Annotated in this window: 13 protein-coding genes; 11 read left to right on the top strand and 2 right to left on the bottom strand. The window is 53.1% G+C overall.

From position 1 onward, the window contains the following. Nucleotides 1-214: 214 nt before the first annotated feature. Nucleotides 215-655, bottom strand: a complete 441-nt coding sequence (locus FMM01_RS04955) for a hypothetical protein (RefSeq protein WP_146993801.1) — start codon at nucleotides 653-655, stop codon at nucleotides 215-217. A gap of 239 nt (nucleotides 656-894) precedes the next feature. On the opposite strand from FMM01_RS04955, the gene FMM01_RS04950 reads away from it, so the two are divergent. The 6 genes from FMM01_RS04950 (at nucleotide 895) to FMM01_RS04925 (ending at nucleotide 6,208) form a co-directional block, all read left to right on the top strand. After that, a complete protein-coding gene (locus FMM01_RS04950) occupies nucleotides 895-1,278 on the top strand; it encodes a hypothetical protein (protein ID WP_063515464.1) in 384 nt (127 codons plus the stop codon). A 17-nt stretch (nucleotides 1,279-1,295) separates the two neighbouring features. Continuing rightward, the gene (gene prmA, locus FMM01_RS04945; RefSeq protein ID WP_190973455.1) at nucleotides 1,296-2,249 is read left to right on the top strand and encodes a 50S ribosomal protein L11 methyltransferase; all 954 of its coding nucleotides are present in this window, start codon (nucleotides 1,296-1,298) and stop codon (nucleotides 2,247-2,249) included. A gap of 80 nt (nucleotides 2,250-2,329) precedes the next feature. Next, complete coding sequence (locus FMM01_RS04940) at nucleotides 2,330-2,671, top strand: hypothetical protein (RefSeq protein ID WP_150391817.1); 342 nt, start codon at nucleotides 2,330-2,332, stop codon at nucleotides 2,669-2,671. 155 nt (nucleotides 2,672-2,826) lie between these two features. Next, nucleotides 2,827-5,064, top strand: coding sequence for a RelA/SpoT family protein (locus FMM01_RS04935; protein ID WP_150391816.1), 2,238 nt, complete (start codon nucleotides 2,827-2,829; stop codon nucleotides 5,062-5,064). A 20-nt stretch (nucleotides 5,065-5,084) separates the two neighbouring features. Then, nucleotides 5,085-5,537, top strand: a complete 453-nt coding sequence (gene dtd / locus FMM01_RS04930) for a D-aminoacyl-tRNA deacylase (protein ID WP_027828052.1) — start codon at nucleotides 5,085-5,087, stop codon at nucleotides 5,535-5,537. Next, the gene (locus tag FMM01_RS04925) at nucleotides 5,537-6,208 is read left to right on the top strand and encodes an HAD-IA family hydrolase (RefSeq protein ID WP_150391815.1); all 672 of its coding nucleotides are present in this window, start codon (nucleotides 5,537-5,539) and stop codon (nucleotides 6,206-6,208) included. Before dtd ends, FMM01_RS04925 begins: the two co-directional genes overlap by 1 nt. 287 nt (nucleotides 6,209-6,495) lie before the next feature. Here FMM01_RS04925 and FMM01_RS04920 read toward each other — a convergent pair whose 3' ends face one another. After that, nucleotides 6,496-7,827: an N-acetylmuramoyl-L-alanine amidase family protein gene (locus tag FMM01_RS04920; protein ID WP_150391814.1), complete on the bottom strand. Its 1,332-nt coding sequence runs from the start codon at nucleotides 7,825-7,827 to the stop codon at nucleotides 6,496-6,498. A 398-nt stretch (nucleotides 7,828-8,225) separates the two neighbouring features. Here FMM01_RS04920 and hisS point away from each other — a divergent pair, with 398 nt between their 5' ends. The 5 genes from hisS (at nucleotide 8,226) to FMM01_RS04895 (ending at nucleotide 13,325) form a co-directional block, all read left to right on the top strand. Then, nucleotides 8,226-9,521, top strand: a complete 1,296-nt coding sequence (gene hisS / locus FMM01_RS04915; protein WP_027828050.1) for a histidine--tRNA ligase — start codon at nucleotides 8,226-8,228, stop codon at nucleotides 9,519-9,521. 1 nt (nucleotide 9,522) lies between these two features. After that, nucleotides 9,523-11,292, top strand: a complete 1,770-nt coding sequence (gene aspS, locus FMM01_RS04910) for an aspartate--tRNA ligase (RefSeq protein ID WP_027828049.1) — start codon at nucleotides 9,523-9,525, stop codon at nucleotides 11,290-11,292. 77 nt (nucleotides 11,293-11,369) lie between these two features. Further along, complete coding sequence (msrB, locus tag FMM01_RS04905) at nucleotides 11,370-11,810, top strand: peptide-methionine (R)-S-oxide reductase MsrB (RefSeq protein WP_027828048.1); 441 nt, start codon at nucleotides 11,370-11,372, stop codon at nucleotides 11,808-11,810. Nucleotides 11,811-11,815: 5 nt separating this feature from the next. After that, a complete protein-coding gene (msrA, locus tag FMM01_RS04900; protein WP_150391813.1) occupies nucleotides 11,816-12,340 on the top strand; it encodes a peptide-methionine (S)-S-oxide reductase MsrA in 525 nt (174 codons plus the stop codon). A gap of 106 nt (nucleotides 12,341-12,446) precedes the next feature. Continuing rightward, complete coding sequence (locus tag FMM01_RS04895; protein ID WP_027828046.1) at nucleotides 12,447-13,325, top strand: YitT family protein; 879 nt, start codon at nucleotides 12,447-12,449, stop codon at nucleotides 13,323-13,325. Nucleotides 13,326-13,332: the final 7 nt, after the last annotated feature.

Here is a 13,332-nt window from a genome sequence, read left to right as displayed (position 1 = left end):
ACAGAAAACCCGCACTTAGGTTTACTGTCCCTTGCCCCTTCTGCCCTAGTTTTTGCCGGCCTGAGCCCGTTTTAGGGATGGCCGCATCAGCCCGTTCATGTGGGAAACACTGTTGTGGGATGTGGGAAACACTATGAAACACGATTAAAGAAATGGGGGAATGGTACTGATATGTATTCACTGGCGAGCCCCCGTGGGTGAATACACGTGAGGGTTACATGGCGACGCCGTTGACGTTTTGCAGAGCATGGTCGATCCGGTCTCGGATGCAGGTCATTTCATTGAATGCATCCTGCAGGGTCGCTTGGCAGCACGAATTCTGTCCCCAGTTGATGGCTTGCTGGGCAGTACACACTTGATTGTAAAAATGACGCAGTTCACCGGTGAGAACTTGATGGAATTGCTGAAATTCCGGCGGTGCGGCAGTCTGGCCAATACAGTCCAAGAAGCGGCTGAACTGTTGGCAGTTGCGCTCCCAATACCGGGCTAAGTCTTGCAGATTCTCGGATGCCAGACAACGGCCCCGAACGATCTTCAACACGGTCCGTTTGTATTCGCCGAACACGTCATCGAACATGGTGAAGCGGGCGAGAATCCGGTTCAGAACAATGGTGTAGGCCTTCTCGTAAGGAGCGGGCGTAATGATATTGCGCATGATAGTCACCTTTTTCTTTGTCATATACAGGATAACAGCCAACAGGGCAGCAGCTGGTACCGCTTGCCTAAAAATAGAATACCATCTATAAAACTAATGGTCAACATAAGTTTTACCTTATTATATAAAAAACACTTGTTTTTTTAAGTTCCCTTCGGTGACTGCAGCCTTTCTTGCCCGTCGCCGTTGTTTGGCCGGCGCCAGCTGTGCCATAATGGAAGAAAAGGGAGGCGCTGATCATGGTCACATGGCATATGTTTATCATTAAAGGGGCATTTGCCCCGGGCCGGGTATTGGCTTTCTTGCAGCACATCCACGACTCCCGCCAGTTGCTGGGAATGCATGTCAACACACTGCACGTGGATGACGATAGTCCGGATATGACCAGCGTGACATTGGTCTTCACACCGCCGTTTGCTATTTCAGCGGGGCAGATGCGCCAATTGGTGCGAACGGTGTATGCCGTGATCAAACTCGGAGAACGGCCGAAGTTAAAGCAGATGGCGCCGTTGCTGGTCACCGACGAGCAGCAGCTGGGTATTGAGCTCCAAGCCTATCCGATGCAGATTTATGACGTGACCTTAGGCTTGCCGACGATCACGGCCGCCTCCGGCCGCCAATGAGAAAGGAAGCAGATTTAGTGCAATGGTTTAGAATCACGGTGGAAACAACGACCGCCGCAGTGGCCGCGGTGAGTGAAATTCTCACGGCGGCCGGCGCCAATGGCGTGCAGGTCGCTGATGCGGCGGATCCGGAGCATATTCAAGCCCGGACGGCCGACGAAGTCTTTGATTGGCGAACCATTCCCCATCGCCAGGCAGGGGCTGCTGTCACAGCGTATTATCCGGTGGATGATCAGGATGCTGCTCGGCTTGCCCAAATTCAAAGCCGGGTGGCTGCACTGCCCCAAGCCGGATTCACGGCCGCTGCGGCGGGTCCGGTACGTACGAAGATCATCGCAGATGAGGACTGGAGTACCAACTGGCGCCAATACTATCGGCCGGTACGGATCAGCCGCTTTTTAACGGTCGTTCCCGCATGGTCCGACTACCAGCCAGCTAACGATCAGGAACAGATTATCCGGATGGATCCAGGGGAAGCCTTCGGCACCGGCACCCATCCCACTACTCAGCTCAGCCTCGCGTTATTAGAAATGATCATGCGGGGCGGTGAAAGCCTGATCGATGTGGGCACTGGCGCTGGTATCCTCAGTATTGCGGCCACTCTGTTTGGGGCGGCCGGCATCTTGGCCACCGACATTGATGACCAAGCATTGAACGTGGCCCGCCGCAATATCAAACTTAACCCGCAAGCCCGCAATATCCGTCTCGAACCGGCTAATCTGTTGGCTGATGTCACCGAGCGGGCCGACATCATCATGGCCAACATTTTGGCTGAAGTCCTCCTGCCATTGATTCCACAATTACCAGATCATTTGCGGCCCCAGGGCACGGTAATCCTGTCTGGCATCTACCGGGATAAAACAGCGGCGATCACGGCAGCCTTAGCCCAGCATGGCCTGGTTCCCATTTATACCCTGACGAACGGCGAATGGGCGGCCATTGCCGCCAAGCGGCAAACCGAAGTGGGATAGCGGTCCGGCGGCTTTTCTAGGACTGGGCTTTATGCTATGATGTTGGCATGTTAAAAGTAAATTGGATGGATGATTGAATTTTGGAATCGATAAAAACAATGTGGGCGCGGCCATGGTGCCGCTACCTGGTCGTCGTGATCGGCATTTTCGGTCTCTTGCCGCTGCTGTTCTCTTTGATTGGGATTCCCGTAGTTCAGCGGGTGCTTTGGCTCTTTATGATCCTCAATGGACTGGGCAGTTTTTTAGGCGGCATCTGGCTGCGCCGGTCGCGTACTAGCGGCTGGTGGCTTTTACTCCCGGCAGCGATTTTTGCTCTGCTGGTCCTGTGGCGTTACGCAGACTATAATTACTGGTTTTGTGCCTTGTATTTATGTCTGGGCTACATTGGTTTTGGCTGGGGCAGTACGATTAAAAAGTTTTAGTTTCAGCAAGTTGTTATTCTTTAATTTTTCTGGCAAAATAGAGGGAGGCAAAGGCACGCGTCTGAGGATGGGTGTCTTTCTTCACATTTTGTACAATTTGGTGTTGAGTTGGCTGCTGCCAGTTGGCCGGCCGATTCAGAGAGGGGTCGAACGCTATGCCCAAAGAACGTGAATTTACCGCCGATGATGTTTTTGCCATTTGTCACGAATACATGAATGACGACCATCTGGCCTTAGTTAAAAAAGCTTATGAGTTCGCTGCTTACGTCCACAAGGACCAGCGGCGTCAATCCGGTGAACCCTACATTATGCATCCGATTCAGGTCGCCGGTATTCTCGCAGAATTGAAGATGGATCCAGAAACTGTGGCCTCCGGCTTTCTTCACGATGTCGTAGAAGACACCAACGTCACCCTGGGCGACGTGGAAGAAGTGTTCGGCCACGATGTCGCGGTAATCGTTGATGGGGTCACCAAGCTGGGGAAAATCAAGTACCTCTCTCACCAGGAACAATTGGCAGAGAACCACCGCAAGATGCTGTTGGCGATGGCCAAGGACTTACGGGTGATCATGGTTAAGCTGGCGGACCGGCTGCACAACATGCGTACCTTGCAGCATTTGCGTCCGGATAAACAGCGGCGGATCGCCAATGAAACTTTGGAGATTTACGCGCCGCTGGCCGATCGGTTGGGCATCAGCCGGGTCAAGTGGGAACTGGAAGATCTATCCCTCCATTATTTGAATCCCCAGCAGTACTACCGCATCGTGCACCTGATGAATTCGAAGCGGGGCGAGCGGGAAAAGTACATTCAAAACGCCATTGTGGAGATCAAGAAGACGATCGCCGATCTGAATCTGCACTACGAGATTTATGGGCGGCCGAAGCACATCTATTCCATTTATAAGAAGATGCGCGATCAGCATAAACAGTTTGATGAACTCTACGATCTGCTGGCAATTCGGGTGATCGTACCGTCCATCAAAGATTGCTATGCCGTTTTAGGTGCGATCCACTCCAAGTGGAAGCCGATGCCCGGGCGATTCAAGGATTACATTGCCCTGCCTAAGGCCAATGGCTATCAATCCCTCCACACCACGGTGATCGGGCCTCAGGGCAAGCCGCTGGAGGTCCAGATTCGGACTGAAGAAATGCACCATGTGGCTGAATACGGGGTCGCTGCCCACTGGGCATACAAAGAGGGCGACAAGAGTCCGGTCCATCTGGATCGTAACGGTCAAAAACTGGATATTTTCCGAGAAATTCTGGAGATCCAGGATGAGACCCATGGCGCTGCCGATTTCATGGAGAGCGTCAAGGGAGATATTTTCTCCGACCGAGTCTATGTCTTCACTCCCCGGGGGGATGTCTACGAGCTGCCTAAAGGCAGTGTGCCGTTGGATTTTGCCTATCAGGTCCACTCCGAAGTCGGCAACCATTCGATTGGCGCCAAGGTCAACGGCAAGATCGTACCGCTGAATTATCAATTGAAGAACGGCGATATCGTAGAAATGCTCACGGCGACTAATGCCAAACCCAGCCAAGACTGGGTAAACATGGTGCAAACTTCCCGGGCCCGCAACAAGATTCGCCGATTCTTCAAGCAGCAGGATAAGGAAGAAAACATCGAGAAGGGCCATGACCTTTTGGAGAAGCAGCTGCTGGATGGCGGCTATGCCCCGAAGGACTATTTGGAAAACCGCCAGTTGTTAAGCGAGATGCTGGATAAATTCAATTTCGGGACTGAAGACGAACTCTTCGCGGCAGTGGGGTACGGCGAATTATCCCCGCTCATCGTGACTAATCGGTTCACCGAAAAGACCCGGAAAGCCAAGGAAGAGGCAGCCCAAAAGGAACGCGAGAAGCAGATCATGGAGACCAACCCGCGGGTGACGACGATTACCAAGGATACGCCGGCCCGGGGAACCATGAAGGTCAAGCATGAAAATGGCGTGGTCATCCAAGGCGTCGATAACCTTCTGATTCATCTCGCCAAATGCTGCAATCCGGTGCCTGGGGATGAAATTGTCGGCTATGTCACCAAGGGCCGCGGTGTCACCATCCACCGGGCAGACTGCCCCAATGTCCAATCCGCCCGGAGCATTCCTGGCCGGCTGATTGACGTGGAGTGGGAAGATGTGTCGGATCCCTCCATGTCTTACAATGCGGATCTGGAAATCTACGGCTACAATCGCAACGGTCTGCTCAACGATGTCCTGCAAGTGCTCAATACCCAGACCAAGAATCTGAACAATATCAATGGCCGGGTCGATCATAACAAAATGGCGGATATCCATGTGACGGTCGGCGTGAGCAACGCTGCCCATTTGGACCGCATGATCAGCAGTATCAAGAATATTCCGGACGTGTATGAAGTGAAACGCGCCCAAGGTTAAAGGTTAGAGGAGGAAAAATCGTGCGTATTGTCGTGCAGCGGGTCAGCGCTGCGTCTGTCGTGATCGACGGCCAAACCGTCGGAGCGATTCAGCGGGGCTTCATGATTTTAGTCGGTGTGGGTGCCGAGGATAGCCAAGCCGATGTTGACTATCTCGTGCATAAAGTGGCCAAATTGCGCGTGTTCAGCGATCCCGCCGGCAAAATGAACTTGGATCTGGCTGCGGTGAATGGCGCCGTGCTTTCAATATCCCAATTCACCTTATATGCAGATACCGCCCATGGCAATCGCCCGGGCTTTTCAGCCGCTGCCCCGCCGGCGCTGGGTGAGCAGCTGTACAATGCTTTTAACACCGGTTTGCGGAACGCTGGGATCCACGTTGAAACCGGTGAGTTTGGCGCCGACATGGCAGTCCATTTAATCAATGATGGGCCCGTGACGATCATCTATGACACTGAAAAAGAAGGACGGTAATGATGGCAGACTTTCATTTTATCAACGCAATTTGGGATTTCGACGGCACCTTATTTAACACCTATCCAGGCTTGCTGAAGGCTCTGAGCAAAACGCTCAGCGAGTTTTCACAACCGATTCCGGATGATGAATTGTACAAGGAAATCAAGAAGACATCGATTCGCCACGTCTTAGAAACGGTTTCGGCTAAAAACAGCTTGGATTTGCAAGCGATGGAAGACCGGATGCATGCGCTGGAAATTCAGTATCAGCCGGAATCTCCGGAAATCTATCCCCACGCTCGGGAAATCTTGCAGTTGATCAGTGATCGCGGCGCCAATTTCCTGTGGACCCACCGGGATCGCTCAGCGCTGTCCTTCTTGACCACTGAAGGGATGTCCGAACTGTTCACTGGTATCGTCACGGCCAGCGACCGCTTCCCACGGAAACCGGATCCCACGGCCATCAATGCGCTAGTCGAGCATTACGGATTAGATCCGCAAGTGACCGTCATGATCGGCGACCGGGCGATCGATGTGGAAGCGGGCCAAAAGGCCGGCGTGCATACCATTTTCTTTGATGTCGATGGATTCGGCGATACCGCCGGTGCCGACGCGGTGGTGAAGGATCTGGCCGATATTCAGCCGTACTTCTTGACCCAGGGCAATGATGATGATGAGAATGCGTACTGAGTAAGAAAACCGTCGTTGACTGCCGTGCCAATGCTCCGCAAGCTGCGGCAAAATGGGCTGGAACGCTGTGACGGCGGTTTGAGCCAGCAAAGTACGCTGTCTCAAACACGCCTAACCGCATATAATCTCGCCAAGTGCGGGAGAGATTATTGCGGTTCCCACAGCTGAGCCCATTTTGCCTTCGCTTGCTACGCATTGGCACTAGATGGCGCAAATAAAGTTACATTCATTATGTCAAAAAAAGAACCTGTACGGGGAAAATCCGGGCAGGTTCTTTTACGTTATTCTTACTGGAAATACTTCAACAACCCCTGCGTAATCGCATTAGCCGCTTGCTGCTGGTAATTAGCTGACTTGATTTCCTTGTAGTCAGTATCGTTATTAATATAACCCAGCTCCAGCAGAACAGCGGGTTCGTCGTTGTCCCGCAGAACCTCGAAGTTACCGTAAGAAACACCTTTATTCGTCAAGGGTAAGGCTTGTCCAAGGGCAGTGGAGAGGGACTTAGCGAGGCCAAGGTCCTTCTTTGGGTTGTAATAATAAGTCGTGAAACCGCTGGCCTGGTTGGCAGTGGGGGCGGAATCGAAGTGGATGCTGATGTAGGCGTCCACCCCGTCCTTATTAGCCATGTCCGCCCGCGGGCCCAGATCAACAAAGGTATCGCTGGTTCGGGTCATAATGACTTTGGCGCCGGCAGCGCGCAAAGCCGCTGCCACCAATTTGGCGGTTTCAAGCGTATACGTTTTTTCAAAACTCGTGCCGTTATTGGCAATAGCCCCGGAGTCCGAGCCGCCGTGGCCAGGATCGAGCATGATCGTCGCTTCTGACAGCTTGGTGGGAATAGTCTTGGCCGCGGTGTCATTGGCCGACAAACTCACCAGCCAACTGGCAACGTAGCCCTTTTGCCCGCTCTTCGTCTGCACATAGTACCATTGCCCCGTCGTTTCGAGGTAGGTGAGGGTCGTATTCGCTGACAGCGCGGTCACCGCAGAGGCCTCATCGCTGGGACTGGATCGCAAGTAAGCCGTTTGCTTCGTCGTCACGGTCTTGATCGCGGCTTGGGACACTTGTGCATTGCTGCCGTCGTTGGTCTGCACGGTGCTGGCTGTCTCATTGGTCAGCTTGATCGTATCGTTGCGCATCCAGCCGACGGAATTATTGACCAGCACTTGGCTCCAGCCATTGGCTTGATAAAGGACAGTGACTTTCTCGCCGCTTTTCGCTGTGCCCAGCACCTGGGCGGCAGTATTCGCCGACTGGCGAATGTTGGCCTCATTCACCGTGACTAAGCCGACGCGATTGGTCGCTTGAGATACTTCAGTATTATCCACCAGCCAGCTGGCGAGCCAGCCGATCCGATTGTTGTCTAGGCGGATCTGATACCAGTCGTTGCGCTGATCGAGGATCGTGTATTTCTGGCCGCCAGAAACTTGAGCCATCACATTATAGGAAAGGCCAGGACCTTGGCGGACGTTCAAGACGCTGGCTCGGACGGTGATCATATTATAGTTCGCGAGTGCCGTGGTAAACCCGAAGGCCAGGACAGCGACCAGCGTGACTAATACGAGCAGCGGATAGCGCCGCAGGAATTGTTTACAACGGGTGAAAAAGGCTGCCATCCGGCCACCTGCTTTCTAAACATAGAATACACCGGCACGCCACGTGTCAAAGTGCTGTATTCATTATAGCAAATTGACCGCCGGCCGGGTGGAAAAACTTGGCAGACAACATGTTAGCGATTACAATTAGCGTATGTGTATTGACATTCCAAAGAAACTTTCATACGCTTATTCTGATATATGAAAAGCATTCACGGAGACACAGGATAGGTCAGGAATTCCAGAGAGAGTCCATTTGCTGAAAGGGCTCATGACTGAAAAGACAGTCTTCGTTGCCGGGGCGTTACGCCCCCGTCCGCATGAACGTTACTCATAGACACAAAAAAGGTGGTACCGCGCACAAAGCGCCCTTGTCTTAGACGAGGGCGCTTTGTGTGCTTTTAGAAAGGAAGATTCGCGTGAAGTACCAAAAGCCGAAAGGCACCGCAGACATTTTACCCCAGGAAGCACAACTCTGGGATGAAGTCGAAGCGAAGAGCCGGGAAGTATTCCGGCGTTACCGCTACGGTGAGATTCGTGTGCCATTATTTGAAAGTTATGATCTGTACGCTCGTTCTTCAGGCGACACCAGTGATATTGTCACGAAGGAAATGTACGATTTCAATGATAAAGGCGGGCGTCATATGGCGTTGCGGCCGGAAGGCACCGCCGGTGTTGTCCGGGCTTACGTAGAGAACAAACTTTATGGCCCAGAATTTCCAAAACCGTACCGGGTCTACTACATGGGCCCAATGTTCCGGTATGAACGGCCCCAATCCGGCCGGCAGCGGGAGTTCCATCAGATTGGCGTTGAAGCCTTTGGCAGCGATTCGCCTTTGCTGGATGCGGAAACGATCCAGCTAGGGGTCGATTTGCTGCATAGCGTTGGTGTCCATGATCTGCGACTAGCCATCAACACCCTGGGCGATCCGGAAACCCGTCAGGCCTATCATCAGGCTTTAGTCGATTATTTCACGCCGCACAAAGCTGAACTCAGCGAAGATTCCCAGATTCGACTGGCCAAGAATCCGTTGCGCATCCTGGACAGCAAGGATCCTCAGGATAAGCCATTGGTGGCCGATGCCCCCTCTATTCTGGACTATCTGACTCCGGCGGCCCAAGCCCATTTTTCTGTAGTCAAAGAATCTTTGGATAAGTTGGGTATTGCGTATGTTGTGGATCCCACGATGGTCCGCGGGTTGGATTATTATAACCATACGATTTTTGAAATTATGACAACATCCCCCGCGTTTGGCAACAAAGAACTGACTGTTTTGGCCGGCGGCCGCTATGACGGCCTGGTCGAACAGGTCGGCGGGCCGGCTTTGCCGGGAGTCGGCTTCGGGCTAGGGACGGAACGGCTGATGCTGCTGGTTCAGCACAACCGGCCGGCGGAAGAAGCGGCGCCTTTGAACGTGTATATTGCATCTTTATCTGAACCGGCCGGTGCTGAGGCCTTGGTCTTAGCCCATGCGATTCGGGAAGCGGGCTACACCGTGGATATGGATTTCTTGAATCGGAAAGCCAAGAGCCAATTCAAGACGGCCAATCGGGAGAATGCGCAGCTGGTCATCACCCTTGGGGAAGATGAACTGGCTCACAGTGCCGCCAGCATTAAACAGATGGCCACTGGTCAACAGATTCAAGTGCCGTTTGCGGAAGTCACCACAGAGTTTCACAAGATTTATCAGCAGTTAGTGGAAGAGGGAAAATAGGATGAAACGTACGAATTATGCAGGATTGATCGATGAACAGTATATCGGCCAGGAAGTCGACTTGGCCGGTTGGGTGGCCAAGCGCCGGGACTTGGGTAACTTGGTCTTTGTGGATTTGCGGGACCGGGAAGGGATTTTGCAACTGGTCTTTAGTCAAGAATTCGGCCCGGACGCGTTAGCCCTTGCTGAACAAATGCGCTCCGAGTATGTCATTCGGGTCCACGGCAAGGTCGTCGCCCGGGATGCCCAAGCGGTGAACAACAAGATGCGTACGGGCAAAGTGGAAGTGGAGATCACGGAAGCTGAGATTTTGAACAAGTCAAAGACACCGCCATTTGACATCGTTGACGGCGTTGATGCCACGGAAGATACCAAACTGAAGTACCGTTATTTGGATCTGCGCCGGCCGGAAATGCAGCGCGGTTTGCGCACCCGGGCCCAAATCGTGAAGTCTGTCCACCATTATTTGGACGACCACGACTTTATTGAAATGGAAACCCCGGATTTGACCAAGTCCACGCCAGAAGGGGCTCGGGACTATATCGTGCCCTCCCGGGTCTATCCGGGCAGTTTCTACGCGCTGCCCCAGTCCCCGCAACTGTTCAAACAATTGCTAATGGGTGCAGGCTTCGATAAGTATTATCAGTTGGCCCGCTGTTTCCGGGATGAAGACTTGCGGGGTGATCGGCAGCCGGAATTCACTCAGATCGATATTGAAACCAGCTTCTTAGATCAAAAACAGATTCAGGATATTACCGAAGGTGTCATTGCCCAAGTCATGCACGATGAAAAGGGGATCGACGTTAAATTGCCGTTCCGCCGAATCACTTGGCAAGATGCCCAGGATCGGTTCGGTTCCGACAAGCCGGATGTTCGCTTCGGCATGGAATTAACGGATCTGTCTGACCTGTTCAAGGACTCCCCCTTCAAGGTCTTTTCCGGTGCCGTTGCTGATGGCGGCCAGGTTAAGGCGATCTGCGTCCCGGGAGCCGCGGCCAAGTATTCCCGGAAGCATATTGACGAACAACAGGAATATATCAAGCGCTTTGGCGCTAAGGGCTTAGCTTGGGTTAAAGTGACCGCAGACGGGTTCACTGGTCCCGTCGCGAAGTTTTTAGGCGACCAAACTGCTGAATTGACCAAGCGGCTGGAGGCCCACGACGGCGACCTGATCCTGTTTGTGGCGGCTAGTCGGAAAGTTGTCGCTGATTCTTTAGGCTATCTGCGGACGCATTTTGCCAAGGAAATGGATATGATTCCGGAAGACGAATACGCCTTCCTGTGGGTCGTTGATTGGCCATTGTTTGAATACGACGAAGGGGCCAAGCGCTGGGTACCGGCCCACCACCCGTTCACGATGCCCAACGAAGAAGATATCCACTTGCTGGATACCGATCCGTATAAGGCTCACGCTCAAAGTTACGATATCGTCCTGAACGGATACGAATTAGGCGGCGGTTCCATCCGTATCCACAACGAAGATATTCAATGGAAGATGCTCAAAGCCTTGGGCTTCACTAAGGAACGGGCCTATGCCCAATTCGGCTTCCTGCTGGATGCCATGCAATACGGGTTCCCGCCTATGGGCGGCTTAGCCATTGGCCTGGATCGCTTCGCCATGCTGCTGTCGCACCGGGACAACATTCGGGACGTCATCGCTTTCCCGAAGAACTCCAAGGCCACTGACCCGATGACCAGTGCGCCTCAGCCAGTCACCGCCGAACAACTGGATGAGCTGGGCGTTGAGGTCGAAGCCAAATATCGTAAGTAGGGAACAAATTAATTGTGCAAAACTAATGACAGCCACCCCGAAAATGCGTATAATCAGCATCAGAGAGGTGGGATTCCATGGCAGAGTCAAAAGAGCAGGATTTAAAGGCAAAACTGTCACCCTTAGCCTATGAAGTGACCCAGCATGCGGCCACTGAACGGCCGTTTTCCGGTCAATACGATGATTTCTACGAGCCGGGGATTTATGTGGATGTGGTCAGCGGCGAGCCGCTTTTCTCTTCGCTGGATAAATACGACGCTGGTTGCGGCTGGCCGTCTTTTTCCAAGCCCATCGAGAAATTACACACTCATATGGATACCAGTCACGGAATGACCCGCACCGAAGTCCGCAGCCAGAATGCCGGCTCGCACTTGGGCCACGTCTTCACCGACGGGCCCCAAGATCAGGGCGGATTGCGCTACTGCATTAACTCAGCGGCGCTGCGCTTCATTCCCGCGACCGATTTAACCAAGGCCGGATACGGGCAGTATGCCCCGTTATTTGAAAAGAAGGGATAGTGCACATGGCAGAAGAAACTGCAATTTTTGCTGGCGGCTGTTTTTGGTGCATGGTCCAGCCGTTTGATCAATATCCTGGGGTGCGGTCCGTGGTGTCCGGTTACACCGGCGGCCACGTGGCTAATCCCACTTACGCCCAGGTCTCTTCCGGCACCACTGGCCACACTGAGGCGGTCGAGATCACTTTCGATCCCGCAGTGCTGAGTTATCAGCAATTGGTCGATATTTATTGGCAGGTGGCCGATCCCACCGACGCCATGGGCCAATTCCAGGACCGGGGCAACAACTACCGGCCGGTGATTTTCGTTAATTCGCCGGCCCAGCGGGCGGTCGCAGAGGCATCGAAAAAGGCTTTGGCAGCGAGCGGCAAGTTTTCTAAACCGATCGTGACTAAGATCGAAGATGCGCAACCGTTTTATCCGGCTGAAGGGTACCATCAGGATTTCTATAAGAAAAATCCGGAGCGGTACGCCATGGAAGAAGCCGGCGGCCGAGCAGCCTACCAGAAAAAATATTGGGACCGCGGATAACCGTTGATCCCTTGCAGGACCGGCATATGCCGGTCCTGTTTTTCTTGTCCAATATGTTACAATAGTGTCACTAATCGCACCACGGAAAAGGGACGAGAAAGAATCAATGGATAGTATCGAAAAAGTAAGCCGGCGGTACCGGAACTTCACGCGGGTATCCGCCGCCCTGTTGTACGCCGTGGCGGTCTCCATGGCGTTGAACTTCTTCTGGGAACCCGGAGGGATTTACGCCTCCGGTGTGACCGGGTTTGCTCAGCTGATGAGTACGGTCTTGGCCCGGATGGGGATCACCTTCCTGGGTACCCCGTTTTGGCTCGTGGCTTTGAACCTGCCCTTATTTATTCTGGCCTGGCGCAAAATCGGTCATCATTTTACCTGGTTCACCATTCTGGCTGTTGTGCTGTCATCATTGTTACTGCATTTTTCACCCATTCGGAAACTCACCGTGGACCCGATTTTATGTGCTATTTTTGGGGCATTATTCAATGGCGCTGGGACCGGCTTTGCGCTGCGCAGCGGTATTTCTACAGGTGGATTGGACATTTTAGGCATCGTGCTGCGGAAAAAGACCGGCAAATCCGTTGGCTCGATCAATATCGCGTTCAACGCCTTGATCGTTTTGCTGTCCGGCTTTATCTACAGCTGGCCCCACGCGCTATACAGTGCCCTGGGAATTTTTATCAACGGCCGGGTGATCGATATGATCTATACTCAGGATCAGCGGTTACAGGTCATTATCGTGACGAACCATCCCCGCACCGTGATTGCCGGCATCCAGGAACAGATGCGGCGGGGGATCACGATCATGCATGATGCCGAGGGCGCCTATCGCCATGAAGAAAAGACGGTGCTGCTCACTGTCATTTCGCAATACGAACTGCGTGATCTCACGGACGTGATGCACGAAAGCGATGCCCACGCCTTCGTGTCAGTGACGCCGACTGTCCGTATACTGGGCCATTACTATGAACCAAAGAGGGAGTGAGTTGTTT

This window comes from Schleiferilactobacillus harbinensis (assembly GCF_008694105.1).
GTDB classification, from domain to species: domain Bacteria; phylum Bacillota; class Bacilli; order Lactobacillales; family Lactobacillaceae; genus Schleiferilactobacillus; species Schleiferilactobacillus harbinensis.
Note: the sequence above shows the minus strand (reverse complement) of the source record. Positions and strands in the feature narration are given on the sequence as shown.

What these genes read in the sequence shown, in the direction of transcription:
- FMM01_RS04955 (WP_146993801.1), bottom strand. Translation starts at nt 655, where the DNA reads ATGCGCAATATCATTACGCCCGCTCCTTACGAGAAGGCCTACACCATT.
- FMM01_RS04950 (WP_063515464.1), top strand. Translation starts at nt 895, where the DNA reads ATGGTCACATGGCATATGTTTATCATTAAAGGGGCATTTGCCCCGGGC.
- FMM01_RS04935 (WP_150391816.1), top strand. Translation starts at nt 2,827, where the DNA reads ATGCCCAAAGAACGTGAATTTACCGCCGATGATGTTTTTGCCATTTGT.
- FMM01_RS04925 (WP_150391815.1), top strand. Translation starts at nt 5,537, where the DNA reads ATGATGGCAGACTTTCATTTTATCAACGCAATTTGGGATTTCGACGGC.
- FMM01_RS04920 (WP_150391814.1), bottom strand. Translation starts at nt 7,827, where the DNA reads ATGGCAGCCTTTTTCACCCGTTGTAAACAATTCCTGCGGCGCTATCCG.
- aspS (WP_027828049.1), top strand. Translation starts at nt 9,523, where the DNA reads ATGAAACGTACGAATTATGCAGGATTGATCGATGAACAGTATATCGGC.
- msrB (WP_027828048.1), top strand. Translation starts at nt 11,370, where the DNA reads ATGGCAGAGTCAAAAGAGCAGGATTTAAAGGCAAAACTGTCACCCTTA.
- msrA (WP_150391813.1), top strand. Translation starts at nt 11,816, where the DNA reads ATGGCAGAAGAAACTGCAATTTTTGCTGGCGGCTGTTTTTGGTGCATG.
- FMM01_RS04895 (WP_027828046.1), top strand. Translation starts at nt 12,447, where the DNA reads ATGGATAGTATCGAAAAAGTAAGCCGGCGGTACCGGAACTTCACGCGG.